This window comes from Mesorhizobium sp. M7D.F.Ca.US.004.01.2.1 (assembly GCF_003997785.1).
In the GTDB taxonomy this organism is placed as follows: Bacteria; Pseudomonadota; Alphaproteobacteria; order Rhizobiales; family Rhizobiaceae; genus Mesorhizobium; species Mesorhizobium loti.
This window is the reverse complement of record NZ_RZRQ01000115.1, coordinates 1-17548: the sequence shown is the minus strand read 5'-3', so window position 1 is coordinate 17548 and position 17548 is coordinate 1. Positions and strand designations below refer to the sequence as shown.

Sequence of the window (17548 nt, the reverse complement as noted above, 5' to 3'; positions counted from 1 at the left end):
GCCCTAGGCTGCTGCCACGACACCGATGACATAGTTCTTGCCATAGGCTTTCGCGCATTTCGGGCATGTCGTGTAGAAGAAATACACATCACCCGGCTCTGTGTTTCGATCGCGCGCAATCTGCCGCATTTCCTCGTCCCAGGTCCTCGCCTGGCTGTACGGCCCTTCGAACAATTTGGTCACATAGTCGCCGCTCAGCGTGGTCATCTCCTCGTTGGCGACAGGTTTCGAGACCGCAAACAGATGTTCGCTGGTCCAGGGCGGGACATCTTTACTGAGCACGATAAACTGATCGAGATCGGAAGCGCCGGCGTCTTCCATGTGCCTATTAACGCGCGCGAATACGCTGCCCATGTTCATCGGGATGTGCATGACGCTGTGGGTTGTGGCTTTGACGAACCGCTTGTCCTTGAAGTGCAGTTCCTGGCTGTCCCAACCCTCGGGATTGAATTTGGGGCAGCAACCGGTTGTGTTGACACTCGCGTCGTATCGAGGCGTTTCATTCGTCTTCATGGCTGCTCCCCATTTGAGCAGCCATCTGACGGGCAATGGGCCTACCCATCATTGATCCTTGTCAAGACGGCCCTGAATCCCGATCGAAGCGCATCAAAGCGGCCGTGGCCCTTGTTCCTCGACTGCTTTCAATCGGACCACTGAAACCGAGCAAAGGGCTTGTGCCACGACCTTGGTCGAGACACTGCCGAGATGGCGGCGGATTGCCGAGGACGCCCGCGCTCCAACGACGATGTGCCCGACGTCATTGTGCTCGGCGTAGTTGAGGATCGCATCGGCGGGACTGACCGCTTCAAGCACATGATAACTGACGCGGTCTTCCGACAGATGCAGTGGATGGGCCCAATCCTTGAGCGCGACGAGCCGCTTCAAGTAGACTGAGCGCCCTGTTTCGTCGGTCGCCGGCGTCTCGCCGATGACTTCTGTCTTCAGGACCGTCACGCAGGCCAGCCAGGAATCCTCGCGCGAGGCAAGCACGCGGGCGGTCTCGTTGAGAACCTCGCCTGCCAGCGCATCACTACCATTGGCCAGATCGACTGCGGCAAGAACAATTGACGGTCCGGCCTGCGTTCTCGACAAGGTCGGCTTGCCGACAAGCGATCTGTCATCCGTCTTGCGAAACAGCTTCTTGATTGCGGCCCACACCCCCTCGTCCTGGGGCTTACGCCTGACAACCACGACCTGGTCGGGATTCCTCAGGTCGGACAGAACGTGCGCCGCCTCGACATATCGTCGAGACCTGTCCACCTCCATGCATCGCAGAATGATGGCTTCAAACCACCGCGGAATGGCGTCGTTGATATCGCGCGGCAGCCTGGGGGTATGATAGAGCCTGCGCTTCATCCCCGCGAAAGTCGCCGGCCGCCCGAACGGCTCCTCGCCCGTAGCCAGCTGATAGAGGATGCAACCTAATGCAAACAGGTCACTTGCAGGATCGGATCGCTCTCCGAGCACCTGCTCCGGCGAAATATAGGCGACGGTACCCATCGGCACCGAGCTTTCCGCGCCGAGAAGATCGGGAAGCTCTGCATGCCGGGCGAGCCCGAAGTCGAGGAGCACCGCGCCGCGCTCGGCGAGAATGATATTCTCGGGCTTGAGATCGAGATGGACGACCTTCTGCCGGTGCAGGGCGGCGAGTGCCGTTGCGATATCGGTGCCGATCCTTGCCGCCTCGTCCACGGGCAGCGGCGCGTTGCCTACGAGATCCGCCAGGCCGGTGCCGGCCACGAACTCCATGGCAATATAGGGAACCTGCGCCAGACTGCCGGATGACGCAAAACGCGGCACATGCGGTCCCGACAGGCGTTTCAGGATCAGCTCCTCCGCCTCGAAACCGAGGATGACGGAAACATCCCCGCCCGGGTCGAGAAACGGGATCTTCAGCACAAGCGGGAAATCGTACCGGGGGTTGGTCGCCCGCCAGAGCGAGGCCATGCCGCCGGAGGGCAGCTTTTCGACCAGCTCGAAACCATCGATGACCGCCCCTGCCTCAAACCGTTGCATCGAATACGTCTCCTTAGCGGCCGATCTTCAGACGCATGCCAAGCCATCCAGGCAGGCCGGCGGCTTGAATCTTGCTGGCTGTTTCTTCGTAATCATAGGGAACACGAACCATCGTGACCTCGTGTCGCTGCGTGTCGACAAGAACAAAGCACGCCGCCGGGTTGCCGTCGCGCGGTTGGCCTACCGCGCCGGCGACTACCAGGTGACGCCTGATCTCGGACAACGGCGCCGCCACATTGTCATGCGGCTGAAAATGCGTTGGCCGGCGACCGGGCAGCGCGTAGTAGATGGCGGGAATGTGGGTGTGGCCGCAGAAAACGAAGCGGGCGTCGCTTGCCGAGAGGCAGCGCTCCGCCGCATCCACGTCGCGTATATAGGGCCATTTTCCCGGCCGCTCGGCGCTTGCGTGCACATACAGACGGTCCTCGGATTGCAGTGAGAGCGGCAGTCGCGCCAGGAAATCAAGATGTGCCGGAGCGATGCGTTCGCGAGTCCACTGGACTGCGAACCGCGCGTTCTCCGTCATGTTGCTTAGATTCAGCGCCACTGCTTCGTCGTGGTTGCCCATGATGCAAAGCGCGCCATCAGCCATCAGATGGGCGGCCTTCTCGATCACATAGATGGGATCAGGACCGTAGCCGACCAGATCACCGAGCAATACCAACTCGTCTGGACTACCGCGTTCGTGGACAGCTTCCATGACCGCGTCGAACGCCTCGCGATTGGCATGGATGTCAGACAGGATTGCAATGCGCATTCAACCTTGTCCCAGAGATTGGCAAAACATGGCAAGGCGCGTGCCACGGGTGATTGATACGGCTGCGTCGCGATCATTGGGGACGGCTAAAGCAATTTGCCGTCTCTTTGGGGTGGCGAAACATGGCTGAGTGATGCCGAGTCTGGCTCAGCGTCTGCCGTCGCGCCTTTGTAAACCAAGCGTATGACAAAGACGAAGTATCCGACCTGCAGAACGACCAAGTCGATAATCGCCCAGCCCAGTGCTGTCCAGACCGAGCCCGTTACCGCGTAGGTCCACACCGCAACGATGGCCGAGGTGACAAACATTCCCACCACAAACTGCGGAAGATACATTGTTGCGCATCAACCGCCCCGGACCTGATATAAGTTCGAAACGGCTCCCCATTGCTATGCAAAAGCTAAGGGGATCATAGGCATCCGGATTGGCTTGTGGCTTGACGTGGATCAATCAGGCCGGGCGTCAGTCAACTGGTTTCTTTTTGATTGTTGCAAATCTGGCCAATTCCTCGGCCAACAGATTTTTAAGCGTTGCACGACGGTCCGGGTCTGTTTCGGATATGAGCTTGTGCCTGAAATGCTTGATGTTTTCGTGATGTATGTATTCGCGGTAGGGATCCTGCATAACCGTATCCCTCCTTTGGGGAGACGCAACCGCGACGCTAGGCGTCTATTCGGTCCAAGGCCAGCGTAATCGCTCGTTGAAGGCCGTAGCCGCACTTGGCGGCTGCGAATCCGCTCCGTGTTTAAGTAGGTAGTTTCCCGTAGGGATATAACCGAATTTCGCGGCCCCCGGATTCGCGCGATTGCTGTGTCACGGATCAACCGGGAAAACAGCCATGCACGCCCCCACGAGTTCCAGAATCTCACTGCTGTCGCATTCTGTGCAACCAAGCCTGCCGGATGCGTTCGACCCGGCGCCGCTGCAGCCGGTGAGCTTTTTTCCCGCCGGCGCGGAAATCTATGCCCAGGGCGAGAAAGCTGGGGCCTTCTATCAGGTCGAGTTCGGTGCCGTGCGCATCTACCGCTTGCTTGCCGACGGTCGCCGGCAGATCAGCGCCTTTCACCTCGCCGGAGAGACATTCGGGTTCGAGGCAGACGCAACACATCATTTCTTCGCAGAGGCAATCAACGCCACAGCTGTCCGCGTTCTGCGGCTCACTACCGGGGCGGACATGTCCCGCCAACTATTGCCCTTGGCGCTGAAGGGTTTGACCCGCGCGCAGGAGCATCTGCTGGTTCTCGGCCGCCAGAACGCCATCGAACGTGTCGCCGCTTTCCTGGTTGACATGGCGGAGCGGCAGGGCGGCTTGCGGCAGGTTGAGTTGCCAATGTCGCGTATGGACATCGGCGACTATCTCGGCCTGACCATCGAGACCGTGTCGCGGGTCTTCACCCGGCTGAAGGACAAGGGCGTCATCCGCCTGCTCAACCTGCGCAGCATCGAAATCGTCAAGCAGGACGTGTTGCAGACCATGGGCGAATGAGGGTGCCTGCCTACGAAAAGGAGAGACGACAATGACGCCGCAGAACCGGCCTCAGTTCAAGGACCAGATGACGATGGACAATACACTTACCACCCACACCGGCTTTCGCTTCGACGTGCGCCGCGCGCGCGCTGAAGATGAGCCGACGCTGGCCGAGTTCTTCACCCATGTGACTCCGGAAGACCTGCGCTTCCGCTTTCTCGGCGCTGTGAAGGAAGTCTCGCATGAACGGCTGGTGGCGATGACGCGTTCAGATGACGCCCATATCCATAATTTTCTAGCATTCTCGACCGACGGGATGCTGATCGCGGTTGCGACGCTGGCGAGCGATCCGGCCGATCGAAACGGCGAGGTTGCGATATGCATTCGCGCGGATCGCAAGCATCTGGGCGTTGGCTGGGAGCTGCTCGCCTCTATCGCGAAATATGCCGAAGAACTCGGCCTCAAAGCGATCGAGTCGATCGAGAGCCGTGAAAACCGTGCTGCGATCGAGGTCGAGCGCGACATGGGTTTCACCGTCACGCCCGATCCCGACGATGCGACGCTTGTCCTGGTTCGGCGGGAACTGGGATCGCGATCAGCCGGTTAGCTATCGTGGCCCCTCCCGGGCCGTTGCGGGCGCGGCAGATCGGAAGATGAACATGTCCGTGGCCACGGCGCGTTCTTCATCCGCTGGAATGACAAGCACATCGACGCGGGAATTCGCAGCGCTGACCACCTCCTCGCCTCCTCGGTTTCGCTCCTCGTCGAGGCCGACCCCAAGCCAGGCCGCGGCGGCGCTGATCCTTTCCCGGACCAAGGGCGCGTTTTCGCCGATGCCGGCAGTGAACACCAGCGTGTCCAGCCCTCCCATGGCAGCGGCCAACGATCCTATCTCACGTCCGATCCGATAGACGAAGAGATCGACAGCCTGTGCGGCGGCAAGATCGTCCGAGCCGATCAGCGTCCGCATATCACCAGATATTCCGGACACACCGAGCAGGCCTGATTGCTCGTAGAGAATCGTGACCAGTTCGTCCCCAGACAGCCGCCGTTCCTGCAGCAAGTGGAGGATCACCCCCGGGTCCAGCGCGCCGCAACGCGTGCTCATCAGCAGGCCGTCCAGGGTCGAAAATCCCATCGTCGTGGCGATGCTCCGTCCAGCGTCCATGGCGCACAGGCTGGCGCCGCTGCCGAGATGGGCGACGATCGTGCGGCCACCCGCGCGGGTGCCGTAACGATCATGCAGCTTTGCAGCGATATGGCTGTAAGACAGCCCATGAAAGCCGTAGGACACGATGCCCGCCTCGGACATTGCGCGCGGTAGCCCGTAGATTTTGGCGAGCTCCGGCCGGGCTGAATGAAACGCCGTGTCGAAGCACCCTATCTGGAGGGCCTGCGGCAAGAGCTTTGTGGCCAGCGCGACAAGCTCGAGATTGATTCGTTGGTGGATGGGCGCCATCGGCTCAAGCAAGCGCAGCGCTTTTAGCGTGCGTTCGTCGAGCCGCGTTGCTTCGGTGAAGTCACGCCCGCCGTGAACGATCCTGTGCCCTACCCTGTCGATGCGACGCAGGAGATCGTTATCGGCGAGCACGGATGCAACCGCCGCGAACGCCTTGTCCATATCGATCCGTGCTTCGCCCAGGCTCCTATCGATCTTGGACGCGCTGGCCGCGGCCTCGACACGCAGCCGCGGTTGTTGACCGAGGGAGGAGACATTGCCGCGCAGCAGTACCGGAAGTTGGTCACGCCCTTCGAAGACGGCGAACTTCAGGCTCGAAGAACCGCCGTTCAGGACAAGGATCGCATCGGTCATGAAGCCATCCGATATGTTTCCGTCCCTATGTGCTTGAGGTCAATCTGGACGCTTCAGCGCCGCATCAGCATCCTGTCCCCACTTCCAGTCAAGGATCTCGGGCATATCCTGCCCATGGGCGCGAATACAGGCTCGATGTTCAAGCAGCTTGCTGTCCATCGCCTGCTTCAGGCCGACCCGCACGCTCTTCAGTCGCGGCACCCAGTCGAGGGCGCTTTGGACGATATGAAAGCGGTCGAGGCCATTCAGCACCGTCATGTCGAAAGGCGTCGTCGTCGTCCCTTCTTCGTTATAGCCACGCACATGGATGTTGTCGTGGTTGGTGCGCCGATAAGTCAGGCGATGGATGGTCCAGGGATAGCCGTGATAGGCAAAGATGACCGGCTTGTCGGTAGTGAACAGCGCGTCGAAATCGCGATCCGACAGACCGTGCGGATGGTATTCCTTTGGCTGAAGAGTCATCAGGTCAACGACATTGACCACCCGGATCCTGAGATCGGGAACCTGTTGCCTGAGGATCTGCACCGCGGCCAGCGTTTCTAGGGTCGGGACGTCGCCAGCGCAAGCCATCACGAGGTCGGGCTCTGCCCCATCGTCAGTTGACGCCCAGTCCCAGATGCCGACCCCTGCCCTGCAGTGAATGATTGCCCTATCCATCGACAGCCACTGCCAAGACGGCGGCTTGCCGGCGACGATGACGTTGATGCGGTTCCAGGTCTGCAGCACATGGTCGGTCACGCACAACAAGGTGTTGGCGTCCGGTGGCAGGTAGACCCGCACAATATCGGCCTTCTTGTTGAGGGCGACGTCAATGAAGCCGGGGTCCTGATGGCTAAAGCCGTTGTGTTCCTGATGCCAGACATGGCTGGACAACAGATAATTCAGCGATGCGATCGGCCGCCGCCACGGGATATCGCGGCAGGCATCCAGCCATTTCGCGTGCTGATTGAACATGGAATCGACGATGTGGATAAACGCCTCGTAGCAGGAAAACAGGCCATGGCGCCCGGTGAGCAGATAGCCTTCCAGCCAACCCTGGCAGGTGTGCTCAGAGAGGATTTCGAGAACCCGGCCGTCGCGGCCGAGATGGACATCTTCGGGCAGAATCTTTTCCATCCAGGCACGTTCCGTGACCTCGAACACGTCTTGAAGCCGGTTCGAGGCGGTCTCGTCCGGGCCGACGATCCGGAAGTTCTCTGAGGCCTCGTTCAACTTCATGACGTCACGCAGGAAACGACCCATGACCCGCGTCGACTCAGCCTTGATGGCGCCAGGGCGCTCAAGCGCAATGGCGTGGTCATGCAACGCCGGCAGATCCAGAGACCTTCGCAGCAGGCCGCCATTGGCATGCGGGTTGGCGCCCATACGTCTCGTCGCCTGGGGTGCCGTGGCGCGGATCGCAGCCACAGGAGCGCCGGCGGCGTCGAACAGTTCCTCGGGCCGGTAGCTTTTCAGCCACTCCTCGAGCAGCTTGAGATGGGCCGGGTTTTCCGCAAGGCCAGACAAGGGTACCTGATGCGAGCGCCAGAAGCCCTCGGTCTTCAGACCGTCGACCTCTTTCGGTCCCGTCCAGCCCTTGGGGCTGCGCAGCACGATCATTGGCCATTTTGGTCGTGACGCGGTCGCCGCAGCTCCGTTGCGGGCGGCATGCTGGATAGCCTGGATCCTATCAAACGCATCGTCGAGCACGCTCGCCATTCGCTCATGCATCAGCACAGGCTCGTGGCCCTCCACGAACAGCGGCTCATAGCCGTAGCCGGCAAACAGCGCGCGCAATTCGTCTTCGGGAATGCGGGCCAGAATGGTCGGATTGGCGATCTTGTAGCCGTTCAGATGCAGGATCGGCAGCACCGCCCCGTCGCGCGCCGGGTTGAGGAATTTGTTGGAATGCCACGCGGCTGCCAGTGGCCCCGTTTCAGCCTCGCCGTCACCGACGACACAGGCGACGACAAGGTCGGGATTGTCGAAGGCGGCGCCATAGGCATGCGAAAGCGAATAGCCCAACTCTCCGCCCTCATGAATTGAGCCGGGCACATCCGGTGCTGCATGGCTCGGGATACCGCCGGGAAACGAAAACTGCCGGAACAGCTTGCGCATCCCCTGCTCGTCCATCGCAATGTCCGGATTGAATTCGCTGTAGGTGCCTTCCAGATAGGTATTCGCCACCATTGCCGGGCCGCCATGGCCTGGGCCGCAAACATAGATCACATTTGCTTCCCTGAGCCGGATTGCGCGATTGAGGTGTGCATAGATAAAACTCAAGCCCGGCGACGTTCCCCAGTGGCCGAGCAGGCGCGGCTTGACGTGCTCCAGCCGCAACGGTTCGCGCAGCAGCGGATTGTCGAGCAGGTAGATCTGGCCGATCGTCAGATAGTTGGCAGCACGCCAATAGGCATCGATATCGTGCAACTCGCGATCGGACAGAAGGCCACTGGAAGCTGGTATTGTCGTATGCTCTGTCATGTCTGGCTCCCATCGCCTGTTGGCGCCCTGTCGCCGGACTGCGACACGGGCCTGTGTTCTTTGATCTGCAGCGAATGGACACCAACGCGTTCGCGCGCTTTCAGTTCATCGCTTCACGGCCTCTATGCGTCGTTGTCCTCGAGCGCCCTGCGCATGCGCCTAATCACCGCTGCGCGACCCCTCTCGTCGGCCGCAGCGGTGACCGCCTCGTTTACGTCCAGGAGAAGCCTTGAAAGGTCGTTGTGCCAGTCGAGGCGGGCAATCTTTCCCGGCGTCAGACGGCGGGGCTCGTTAACCTCGACCGGCAAACTACGACCGGGGGTCAATTGGAAAGCATCGTCTAGCCTCGGGATGATGATCTTGTCGTCGGGTATCAGTCCTGCAAGCCTTCCACGCAGGCCGCCGAGTCCAGCCTCCTCTCCATGCGTCAGGAACACCTGCTGCTTCACCGGAGTTCGGGCCTTGAGCCAGGCAACCAGTTCGCTGGCGTCGGCGTGGCCGGAATAGAGGTCGAACAGGGTGATGCGTGCTTTGACCTCGACTTCCTCACCCTGGATGCGCACACGCTCAGCGCCGTCGAGCAGTATCCTCCCGAGCGACCCTTGGGCCTGGTATCCGGCCATCATCACCGTGGCGTTCCTGCGCCAGAGATTGGCCTTGAGATGATGGCGGATTCGCCCCGCATCGCACATGCCGCTGGCGGCGATCGCCACGAAGAAGCCGGTCAGGCGATTGATCGCCTTGCTCTGTTCCACCGTCTCTGTGAAGCGCAGCTCCTTCGAGTTGAGGGCCAGGCGCAGCACGTCACCCTGCTCGATCTCGTTGGCATGGCGCTCAAAAATCGCACTGGCGCGTGTTGCCAGCGGCGAGTCGACGAAGACCGGGGCTGACGGCACCTCCCCCGCTTTCATGAGCAAATACAGATCGACCAGCAGTTCTTGCGTCCTCTCGACCGCGAAAGACGGAATAATGAGGGGGCCACAGGCCTCGGCAGCGCCACGAACGATGTCGCCGAGCTGGGATCGCCGCTGCTCCGGCGAGACGTCAGGTCGCTCTCGGTCGCCATAGGTCGATTCACAGATCAGATAATCGACGCCCGACGGCCCCTCTGGATCGGTCTGAAGCAGCTTGTGGCCGGGGCCTATGTCGCCCGAGAACATGAGGCGCAGGGGCGCATCCTGCCGGTCGATCTCGAGTTCGACCGATGCCGAACCAAGCAGATGGCCGGCATTCCAGAAGCGGGCGCGAAGGCCGTCGGTGACGATGGTCCATTCGCCGTATTCCAGAGCCCGGAACAAGGTCATGCAAGCGGCCGCATCCCGCAGGCTGTAGATCGGCTCGACCGGCGGCCGACCGCGCTGCGCGTTGCGGCGGTTCAGGTGCTCGACCTCCATTTCCTGAATATGAGCCGAATCCGGCAGCATGACTGAGCAAAGATCGATGGTGGCGCGAGTGGTGTGGATCGGGCCGGCAAATCCCTGCTTGACCAGTTTCGGCAAAAGGCCGCTGTGGTCGATATGTGCATGCGTTAGAATGACGGCGTCAATCGCGTCCGGTGGAAACGGGAACGCACCATAGTTCAGTTCCCTTTCCGACTTCGACCCCTGGAACAGGCCGCAGTCGACGAGAATCCGCCCGCGCGGCGTTTCGATCTCATAGCAAGAGCCGGTGACACCATGAGCCGCGCCGTGGAAGCGCAGAACAGGATCCGTGTCGCGATTGCCTCTCATATCGCCACAACCTAATGCGACAGCAGGACAGGCAGACGCAGATCCGCGAGAATGCCTTCGGTGGCACCGCCAAGCACGAAGTCCCTGACGCGGGAGTGACCATATCCGCCCATGACAAGTAGGTCGCCGCCGATCTTGAGAGCATGCTCCTGGAGAGCTGTTCCGATCGACCGATCCCCTGCCTGGATCGAGGCGGCCTCGGCCACCAGACCGCGCGTCCTCAATCCCTGCGCAAGGCGTTCGCCGATGTCCTGTCCAGGAAGTGGCTTTTCATCGGTCACGGTCACAACGGTGATCATGGAGGCCCGTTCGAGAAACGCGTGTGCGTCGGCAACAGCCCGTGCGGCCACTCGGCTGGCGTCCCAGGCGATAACGACATGTCCAAGGACCCCGACGTCCGTGGAGTCGGGAATAAGCAGGGTCGGTCGACCCGAGCCGAACAGTATCGCCTCGGCTATCATCCGCGCCGTCTGGTTGGCCGGCGCCCAGCCGACCAGACAGACATCGAAATAGCGGGAGTGGTTTGCGGCAACATCGCCCATCCGGGCCGGTGCTGCGGTCAACTCCTGCGTGGTGAGGGTCACACCGCCATGCGCTGCTTCTTTCGTAATCGCCTCCAGCAGGACGCTGCCGCATTTGCGGCTGGTCGCCTCGACCTCTCGTATCTTGTTTGGAAGATCGAGCAAATAGCTCGAGAGCGCGTTCGAAACGTCGGGAATGTCGACATTGACGGCAACAGCATGCAGCGTCGCTTCGATATTCTTGGCGACTGCGACTGCATTCGCTGCGATTTTCGAGGAGCTCGCGTCTGGAAATGTCGCCAAGGACAGAGATGCCATCAGCTTCATCGGATTTCGCCTCCGTTGCGGCAAAGGCCAAACGGCCATCTTTCGCGACATTTGTAATCACAAGGGACGAGGCGAGCTTTGATCCACCGCAAATGCGTCTTCATCCTGAGGGGTGGTCAGGCGTTTGGTTAGGAGCAGCGGGAGCCCTTTACCCAGCCGCTATGATGCGGATAGCTCGAACTGCAGCGACAGAAAAAGCCCGGCGACAGGATCAGTGCCGGCATTCAGGATGTTGCGACCTTCTTGGCCGGGCATGGCATCAAGGCGCGCAATGAAGTGCTGACGGCCGATGACGAGAGCGACAAGCTGACCGATTTCCTGAGCTCCGCCAACGCCGACCTTATTGTGTCGGGCTGAGCAGCCCGGCATTTTTGATCCAGATCAAACCATGCCCGCCGTATTCATTCCATATGATTTCAAATCAGGCGCTTAGTTAAAGCGGGTTCAATGACGGACATCGTCGCGAGGCTTCTCAATGCGTGCAATGCTGAAAGGAACAAAGGAGCGGATTTTCCAACGATCTGGAAAAACATCCTGAAGGTGCACCCTTACGTCGCGGGATCGCCGATCCAGGACAGCGGCGAGAATGGTCTCATATTGCGAATTCCCCTGATCACCGGTCAGGTTCTCGTCTTTCTCGGCTCGAACTTCTCTCTCCTCTAGCAGCAGCTTCCGCGTGTCGGTGATCCGGCCGATGCCTCGGACGTTCCTTGACCGAGACTAATACGGTTGCCACAAGTGCGACATGGTCCATGATCTGGGCGGCCTCTCAAGCCGTCGTCAACGTGTCCTCGATGGCCTCGGCGGAATGTTTCACGAGATCCTTGGCCAGCTCGCCTACCAGCTTTGCTCTCAACGGAGCCTGGAAGTGCCTACGCAACTCGCCCAGCGTGCGCGGATCGGCGATCACCACTATCCCCAAATGATCTGCGGTTCGTTTCTTGACGTGGCGGCAGGTAATTTTTGCGCCCGGCTGATAATGATGGGGGCAACTGGTTTCAGTGCGAGCGGAATCCCAAGCTCCTTCTTCACCGTCGTCTCGTTGAGCCAGGGCCGAGACAACCCTATCCAGCATGTTCCTAGACCCCTCGCATGAGCTGCAAGCATGAGATTCTGCCCGGCCAGGCAGCAATCCTCGTCAGACTGTCTCTCGGCATTCGAGGCACAAATGATGATCAGCGCCGGCGCACCATGGAAAATCGTGAACTCTTTATCGGCAGGATGACCAGCGAGCGGCGAACCTTTGGGCAGATTGGCGATGGTGTAGCGCTTGGCCTCATCCGACAATCCCCGCAGACGCGCGGAACCGCTGACCACAACAAAGGCCCATGGCTGCAGGTTCATGGCGCTCGGCGCCTTGCAAACGGTCGTTCCGCCGGTTATTGCGGCTTGCAACAGTTCCGTGCAAATCGTTTGATCGCTGTTGATGTGACTGATTTTATTGAATTAAATAACGACCAGCGTCGTGAGAAAGTCAATTCCGACCAACGCTTCGCCGTGCTTAAGGAGGCCCAAAGAAAGGCGAAGAGCTTTCGGGGATCCCTCGTCTGGCACACCGTGAATGGCATCGACCACCTGATGCGAAGCTACTACGATTCCACCGGTGCACGACACCAGAAGGTGGAAGGTCGCCGCTCGCCGGCGAGCGAAGCTCTCAAAGCGGATTGGGAAGTGGCACGCGCGTCCGCCCAAGAGACGCTCTCCGCGCGACGGGAGCAGATGGAGCGCCAATCTGCTGTCAATCGAGCGCTCAGGCTCGGACGCGTTCCCTTGATCGCTGCAAGAATTATCAGGGCAATCGATGACGCCGGTCTTCTCGGCGAAGGCATTCGTATTGCGGGAACCAATGCAATATACGCCTATGAGGCGACGGCCGGAGTGTTCGTGGATCCGGGCATCACGTCTACGGAAGACATTGGCCTCCTCATGGATGCGCCCCAGTCCCTCAGAATCATGGCTGACACAAACGTCGAAGACGGAGCGCTCATCAACCTCTTGCGCAAGGTCGATCGGTCCTTCGAGCGTTCATCCGCAACGTTCCGCGCGGTGAACCGCGACGGATATCTCGTCGATCTGATCAAACCGCTTGCGACCCCGGAGTGGAAGCAGAGTCGGCAAACTGTTGGGAAGGCCGACGACGAATTGGTTGCCGTCGAGATCGCCGGCTTGGCATGGCTGGAAAATGCCCCTGCTTTCGAAGCAATCGCGATCGATGAAAAAGGTGGGCCATTACGCCTCGTCGTTCCCGATCCCCGGATTTTTGCCGCGCACAAATTCTGGGTGTCGAAACGAGCTGATCGCGAGCCAATCAAGCGCCGTCGCGACTTGGCCCAGGCGCAAGCTGTTGCCGGGCTCACGACCCAGTATCTCAAGCATCTTCCGTACGAAGCAAGCGAGCTTCGGGCCCTTGCCCCGTCCGTTTTCGACGACGCCCATCATTTGTTCGCATGACTCGCGTCGACATCGTTCAGCGCTTGTCTGTGACTGCCGATTTTCTCTGGCTCCAAGGACGCGCGTGCATCGTTGGTCGTGCACTTCCGGACTAGATGGAGTGAGTTCGACCCCATCCATGAGCAGGCGATCTGTGGAGCGCGCCAGAGCGGTATTCGCTTTCAGGGGATGAGCAGCAACTTGCCGGTTGTCACTCGGTTCGACACTTCATCATTTCGACCAAAGACTTCCTTTGGAGTGACGGCGTGCGGTTTAAAGATGTGAGCGACCTTTCCTGAACTTTCGAAATCGGATGGCGAGCACAATTATGCCTTCGAACATGACGATGGCGAAGGCGGCCCAGAAGCCAACTCGCGCCAGATCGTGCCCGCTGCTGCGCAAGGCATAGCCAAGACACAGAAATGGCGTATTCCACAGCAGGCAGCCAAGCGATGTCGCTGCCAGGAAAGTTCTGGCTTCAAGCTTCAACGCGCCAGCCGGCAAGGCAAGATAAATTCGAACCGCCGGAACGACCTGCCCCGCCAGTGTCACCCAGAAATGATTGCGGCGGTAGGCGTCGGTCAGCCTGTCATAGAATGGCAGTTTCAGGAATACGCATTTGCCATAACGCGCCACAGCCGCGCGCGCCCGTTGCGGCCCAAGCGACAAGCCGATCGCATACCAGCACAGCCCTCCAATAACCGATCCTGATGTCGTGACTGCGATGGTCAGCGCGAGTGCCCCGCCATCCGGCACGGTCAATCCCAACAGCATCAGCAAGATATAGGACGGAAAGAGAGGGACGAACTTTTCGGCAATGGCGAGACACCCGATGCCGGCAAGCCCGAAGCTCATCAGCACGGTGACAGCGTGCGGCACTTGCATGGTGAGCTCAGGCGCAGTCATCGGATCTGCTAATCCGGTAGACGGACGCCGGCGGTATGTTCCAGACGGTTCGGCCGACATGCGCTGAACTGAGGTTCAGGTGATCCAGAACGGGTTCGGGAACCGGACAGCGTGGGCCATAGGTGATCTGATAAAATGCGCCGTTGGGTCTCAGATATTTGAAGGCTCCGTTCAAGATGGCGGTGACCTGCTTGGGCTGCATGGCACGAAAGCCCAGCCCGCTGATGACTGCGCCAGCCGAGGCGCGGTCAAATAGCCTGAGGTCGGCAAGTCGTGTGGCATCCATCTTGAGAACGCGGGCTTGGGGGAAGCGCGACTTCAAGAGCTGGACAAAATCAGCGCTGAACTCGACCAGCGTAAGATCCTTCTCGCACACACCGCGCTTGAGCAGTGAATAGGTGAAAGCCCCGGTGCCGGGTCCTAGCTCCATGACGGGTCCGGTCGCAGAATCGATGTCCTGGGTCATCAGTGCCGCAACCCGGGCGCCTGATGGGGCCACAGCCGCGATGCTGCGTGGATTGCGAAGCCAGGCAAGAAAGAATGGCGGGATATCAGCGATCGACATGCTGGCCCTCCAGGATCGAACCATAAACAGAAGGGGGGACGCGTCGTTCAGCCGCGAGGCTGGCGAAATTGCAGGGCATTGATCTCGTCCTATTCAGTGAAGAGCCGAGAACTCACACGCCCGGATTGAGAAAACCTGTCACACAAATATTCTTCGAAGGATGGGGGGCGGCGGCGTCGGGATAAGCCAAAAATCTCTCGTAAAAGCTTGCCTGCAAGGTTTTCGCAATGCAGCGGCGCTGGTGCCCGGCTAAACTATGCGCGTGAACGACGGAGCTGATTGGATGCGCGTGCTGTTGGTGGAAGACGAGCAGGCCATGGTCGGGGTTCTGCGCAGTGGGCTGGTCCGCCACGACATGGTTGTCGACGATGTGGCAAGCCTGGCGGAGGCTGACGCCGCGCTCTGCGATGACATTTACGACGTGGTGGTGCTGGACCGCAGATTGCCGGATGGCGACGGGCTTTCACTGATCAAGTCGCTGCGCGCAAACGGCAATGTAGTGCCGGTGCTGGTGCTGACGGCAAAGGGTGACCTGATCGACCGGGTTGCCGGCCTGGACAGTGGTGCTGACGACTATCTGGGGAAACCGTTTGCCTTTGAGGAGCTGCTGGCTCGGCTTAGGGCCATCATGCGCCGCCCAGCCAATGTGCAGGCCGACATCGTGAGCATAGGTCGCATGTCATTCGACTTCACGCATCGCGAGGCGCATGTCGACGGGGTTCATCTGCGGATGCCGCGGCGGGAATTGCTCGTTGTTGAAGCCCTGATGCGGCGGATGGGACGCATGGTGCTGCGCGAGACGCTGATGGAAGCCGTTTTCGGCATCAATGACGATATCCAGTCGAATGCGCTCGATACGCATATTTCGCGGGCTCGCCGCAAGCTCACGGATGCCAACGCGGGCGTGGTGATCAGTGGCATACGTGGCGTCGGCTATCTGCTGCGCGAGACGGCGTAATGCGGTCGAAGCCTCGTTCCCTGAAATGGCTGCTGGTCAGCAGAATTGTGGCGCTGCAGGCTGCAATGATTGCAGCACTTGTGGCGCTGACCGTCGGGGCCCTCTGGAGCACCGGCTATCTCGTCGACGATTACGAAGGAGGCAGTCTCGACGTGCTCGCGGATGCGATTGTGCGAGACGCAAGCGGCGGGTTGGCTCTTCAGCCGACCTCCGCACTTGTTCGTCTTCGGTCGGAAGCGCCGGGGTTATGGTTCGTGATCCGAGATGCTGAGGCGCATCGCTTGTCGGAGGGCAACATTCCGCCGACCTATGCGCCCGTCATCGGCATACTCGACAAGCTGAATGACGCCCGGCTAGGGCAGCTCGGAATGGGTGGAAAACCTGATGCAGTCATCAAGTGGGTCACTACTGCTGCTGGCAAAGTTCACATCTTGACGGGCACGCAAGGGCAGATGTCCATCCGTCGCCTTGCCTTGGGAGTATCTGGTGGATTTGTCTCTGTCATCTTGCCGGTGATCGCCCTCATGACGCTGGCAACCTTGGTCGCAACACCTTTTGTCGTACGCCGGGCGCTGGCGGGGCTGGGCCGGGCAGTGGCGCAAGCGACCCGCATCGAATTTGACAAGCGCGGCGTGCAGCTACCGGTGAATGATGTGCCTGTCGAAATCGGCCCTCTCGTCAACGCGGTCAACGATGCGCTCCAGCGCCTCGATGCGGGATATGCGCGCCATCAGCATTTTCTCGCGCAAGCCGCGCACGAACTGCGCACGCCCATTGCCATCTTGAATGCTCGAGTTGCGGCGTTGCCTCCCGGATCCGACAAGACGAGCCTGCTGGAGGACGCGGCACGCCTGACAACCCTCGCCGGCCAGCTTCTCGATCTTCAGCGGCTTGATCAGAAGTCGAACCACTTCCTGCCGGTCAATCTTGTCGGAATGGCCAAACAGGTGGTCTTTGACCTCGGCCCGCTGGCGCTTGCGGCAGGCTACGACATGTCATTCGAAGCTGAACGCGGCGAAATCCTTGTCATGGGCGACCAGACCTCGCTCGAAAGGGCGCTGACCAATCTGGTGCAAAACGCCATCGACCATGGTGGCCGCCACGGAACCATCACGGTTCGTGTCGACGCAGCCGGCTTCGTCGAAGTTTGCGATGAAGGTAGAGGCATTCCGGCCAACGAGCGGAGGCAGATCTTCGAACCGTTCAACCGCTTGACACCTGACGGTCGCGGCGCCGGACTAGGGCTAAACTTGGTGCAGGAGATCATGCGCCTGCACGGTGGCCAGGTTGCTGTCGTCGAAGCTGACAAAGGCGCGTGTCTGCGAATGTCCTTTGCGATGCCGAGCTGACGGTCGATGACCGGTGACCCAGGGGACAAGCGTGACTCGTGGGACTTCTCGACGAAGGCGAACTTGCTGCCCGATAGTTGTACGGTCGCTGTGAAAGTGCCCGCAACGGTCTCGCCATCGGCGAGGTGCTGGATGGCGCCGGAGATGCCCACCGCGATGTAAAGATCGGGGGCAACCACCTTGCCGGTCTGGCCGACCTGCCAGTCGTTCGGCGCATAGCCGGCGTCGACCGCCGCGCGCGAAGC

18 protein-coding genes and 1 pseudogene are annotated in these 17548 nt (G+C 60.3%); 6 read left to right on the top strand and 13 right to left on the bottom strand.

Annotated elements, in window-relative coordinates:
* Nucleotides 1-3: 3 nt before the first annotated feature.
* The 4 genes from EN993_RS17410 to EN993_RS17395 form a co-directional block, all read right to left on the bottom strand.
* The gene (locus EN993_RS17410; protein WP_127264334.1) at nt 4-513 is read right to left on the bottom strand and encodes a hydrolase; all 510 of its coding nucleotides are present in this window, start codon (nt 511-513) and stop codon (nt 4-6) included.
* Nucleotides 514-606: 93 nt separating this feature from the next.
* Nucleotides 607-2016: a bifunctional serine/threonine-protein kinase/universal stress protein gene (locus EN993_RS17405; RefSeq protein WP_127264332.1), complete on the bottom strand. Its 1410-nt coding sequence runs from the start codon at nt 2014-2016 to the stop codon at nt 607-609.
* Nucleotides 2017-2029: 13 nt separating this feature from the next.
* Nucleotides 2030-2773: a metallophosphoesterase family protein gene (locus tag EN993_RS17400; RefSeq protein WP_127264330.1), complete on the bottom strand. Its 744-nt coding sequence runs from the start codon at nt 2771-2773 to the stop codon at nt 2030-2032.
* An 86-nt stretch (nt 2774-2859) separates the two neighbouring features.
* Nucleotides 2860-3108 (bottom strand): exopolysaccharide production repressor protein, encoded by a 249-nt coding sequence (locus EN993_RS17395; RefSeq protein ID WP_126067998.1) that lies wholly within the window; start codon nt 3106-3108, stop codon nt 2860-2862.
* A gap of 503 nt (nt 3109-3611) precedes the next feature.
* Between EN993_RS17395 and EN993_RS17390 the strand changes: the two genes are divergently transcribed.
* Nucleotides 3612-4259, top strand: a complete 648-nt coding sequence (locus EN993_RS17390) for a helix-turn-helix domain-containing protein (protein ID WP_126067997.1) — start codon at nt 3612-3614, stop codon at nt 4257-4259.
* Nucleotides 4260-4332: 73 nt separating this feature from the next.
* Complete coding sequence (locus tag EN993_RS17385) at nt 4333-4848, top strand: GNAT family N-acetyltransferase (RefSeq protein WP_127264340.1); 516 nt, start codon at nt 4333-4335, stop codon at nt 4846-4848.
* Here the strand turns inward: EN993_RS17385 and EN993_RS17380 are convergent, their stop codons facing one another.
* The 4 genes from EN993_RS17380 to EN993_RS17365 form a co-directional block, all read right to left on the bottom strand.
* The gene (locus EN993_RS17380) at nt 4849-6054 is read right to left on the bottom strand and encodes an acetate/propionate family kinase (RefSeq protein WP_127264328.1); all 1206 of its coding nucleotides are present in this window, start codon (nt 6052-6054) and stop codon (nt 4849-4851) included. It lies immediately after the preceding gene.
* 39 nt (nt 6055-6093) lie between these two features.
* Nucleotides 6094-8517 carry a phosphoketolase family protein gene (locus EN993_RS17375; RefSeq protein ID WP_127264326.1) on the bottom strand — a complete coding sequence of 808 codons (2424 nt, stop codon included), beginning with the start codon at nt 8515-8517 and terminating at the stop codon, nt 6094-6096.
* 122 nt (nt 8518-8639) lie between these two features.
* On the bottom strand, nt 8640-10247 hold the full coding sequence (locus EN993_RS17370; protein ID WP_127264324.1) for an MBL fold metallo-hydrolase: 1608 nt from the start codon (nt 10245-10247) through the stop codon (nt 8640-8642).
* Nucleotides 10248-10258: 11 nt separating this feature from the next.
* On the bottom strand, nt 10259-11095 hold the full coding sequence (locus EN993_RS17365) for a universal stress protein (RefSeq protein ID WP_127264322.1): 837 nt from the start codon (nt 11093-11095) through the stop codon (nt 10259-10261).
* A 447-nt stretch (nt 11096-11542) separates the two neighbouring features.
* Between EN993_RS17365 and EN993_RS17360 the strand changes: the two genes are divergently transcribed.
* A complete protein-coding gene (locus EN993_RS17360) occupies nt 11543-11758 on the top strand; it encodes a hypothetical protein (RefSeq protein WP_127264320.1) in 216 nt (71 codons plus the stop codon).
* 106 nt (nt 11759-11864) lie between these two features.
* Here the strand turns inward: EN993_RS17360 and EN993_RS37815 are convergent, their stop codons facing one another.
* Both EN993_RS37815 and EN993_RS37810 read right to left on the bottom strand, forming a co-directional pair.
* Entirely contained in the window at nt 11865-12005 is a 141-nt protein-coding gene (locus EN993_RS37815) for a host attachment protein (protein ID WP_348629872.1), read from the bottom strand.
* A gap of 2 nt (nt 12006-12007) precedes the next feature.
* Nucleotides 12008-12439, bottom strand: coding sequence for a nitroreductase family protein (locus EN993_RS37810; protein ID WP_245468868.1), 432 nt, complete (start codon nt 12437-12439; stop codon nt 12008-12010).
* Nucleotides 12440-12484: 45 nt separating this feature from the next.
* On the opposite strand from EN993_RS37810, the gene EN993_RS17345 reads away from it, so the two are divergent.
* Nucleotides 12485-13546: a nucleotidyltransferase domain-containing protein gene (locus EN993_RS17345; RefSeq protein WP_245468867.1), complete on the top strand. Its 1062-nt coding sequence runs from the start codon at nt 12485-12487 to the stop codon at nt 13544-13546.
* 252 nt (nt 13547-13798) lie between these two features.
* Here the strand turns inward: EN993_RS17345 and EN993_RS17340 are convergent, their stop codons facing one another.
* Together EN993_RS17340 and EN993_RS17335 are read right to left on the bottom strand one after the other, a co-directional pair.
* A complete protein-coding gene (locus tag EN993_RS17340; protein WP_127264316.1) occupies nt 13799-14431 on the bottom strand; it encodes a DedA family protein in 633 nt (210 codons plus the stop codon).
* Nucleotides 14418-14996 (bottom strand): methyltransferase domain-containing protein, encoded by a 579-nt coding sequence (locus EN993_RS17335; protein WP_127264314.1) that lies wholly within the window; start codon nt 14994-14996, stop codon nt 14418-14420. The genes EN993_RS17340 and EN993_RS17335 overlap by 14 nt, the downstream gene beginning before the upstream one ends.
* Nucleotides 14997-15279: 283 nt before the next feature.
* Here EN993_RS17335 and EN993_RS17330 point away from each other — a divergent pair, with 283 nt between their 5' ends.
* Both EN993_RS17330 and EN993_RS17325 read left to right on the top strand, forming a co-directional pair.
* On the top strand, nt 15280-15954 hold the full coding sequence (locus EN993_RS17330; protein ID WP_109670184.1) for a response regulator transcription factor: 675 nt from the start codon (nt 15280-15282) through the stop codon (nt 15952-15954).
* The gene (locus EN993_RS17325) at nt 15954-17303 is read left to right on the top strand and encodes a HAMP domain-containing sensor histidine kinase (protein WP_127264312.1); all 1350 of its coding nucleotides are present in this window, start codon (nt 15954-15956) and stop codon (nt 17301-17303) included. Before EN993_RS17330 ends, EN993_RS17325 begins: the two co-directional genes overlap by 1 nt.
* Before the next feature lie 119 nt (nt 17304-17422).
* Here the strand turns inward: EN993_RS17325 and EN993_RS17320 are convergent.
* Nucleotides 17423-17548: pseudogene (locus EN993_RS17320) on the bottom strand (FAD-binding protein); the annotation flags it as partial.

Excerpts from the sequence above, each read along its gene's own strand:
- EN993_RS17410 (WP_127264334.1), bottom strand. The coding sequence starts at position 513 with ATGAAGACGAATGAAACGCCTCGATACGACGCGAGTGTCAACACAACC.
- EN993_RS17405 (WP_127264332.1), bottom strand. The coding sequence starts at position 2,016 with ATGCAACGGTTTGAGGCAGGGGCGGTCATCGATGGTTTCGAGCTGGTC.
- EN993_RS17400 (WP_127264330.1), bottom strand. The coding sequence starts at position 2,773 with ATGCGCATTGCAATCCTGTCTGACATCCATGCCAATCGCGAGGCGTTC.
- EN993_RS17395 (WP_126067998.1), bottom strand. The coding sequence starts at position 3,108 with ATGTATCTTCCGCAGTTTGTGGTGGGAATGTTTGTCACCTCGGCCATC.
- EN993_RS17390 (WP_126067997.1), top strand. The coding sequence starts at position 3,612 with ATGCACGCCCCCACGAGTTCCAGAATCTCACTGCTGTCGCATTCTGTG.
- EN993_RS17385 (WP_127264340.1), top strand. The coding sequence starts at position 4,333 with ATGGACAATACACTTACCACCCACACCGGCTTTCGCTTCGACGTGCGC.
- EN993_RS17380 (WP_127264328.1), bottom strand. The coding sequence starts at position 6,054 with ATGACCGATGCGATCCTTGTCCTGAACGGCGGTTCTTCGAGCCTGAAG.
- EN993_RS17375 (WP_127264326.1), bottom strand. The coding sequence starts at position 8,517 with ATGACAGAGCATACGACAATACCAGCTTCCAGTGGCCTTCTGTCCGAT.
- EN993_RS17370 (WP_127264324.1), bottom strand. The coding sequence starts at position 10,247 with ATGAGAGGCAATCGCGACACGGATCCTGTTCTGCGCTTCCACGGCGCG.
- EN993_RS17365 (WP_127264322.1), bottom strand. The coding sequence starts at position 11,095 with ATGAAGCTGATGGCATCTCTGTCCTTGGCGACATTTCCAGACGCGAGC.
- EN993_RS17360 (WP_127264320.1), top strand. The coding sequence starts at position 11,543 with ATGACGGACATCGTCGCGAGGCTTCTCAATGCGTGCAATGCTGAAAGG.
- EN993_RS37810 (WP_245468868.1), bottom strand. The coding sequence starts at position 12,439 with ATGAACCTGCAGCCATGGGCCTTTGTTGTGGTCAGCGGTTCCGCGCGT.
- EN993_RS17340 (WP_127264316.1), bottom strand. The coding sequence starts at position 14,431 with ATGACTGCGCCTGAGCTCACCATGCAAGTGCCGCACGCTGTCACCGTG.
- EN993_RS17335 (WP_127264314.1), bottom strand. The coding sequence starts at position 14,996 with ATGTCGATCGCTGATATCCCGCCATTCTTTCTTGCCTGGCTTCGCAAT.
- EN993_RS17330 (WP_109670184.1), top strand. The coding sequence starts at position 15,280 with ATGCGCGTGCTGTTGGTGGAAGACGAGCAGGCCATGGTCGGGGTTCTG.
- EN993_RS17325 (WP_127264312.1), top strand. The coding sequence starts at position 15,954 with ATGCGGTCGAAGCCTCGTTCCCTGAAATGGCTGCTGGTCAGCAGAATT.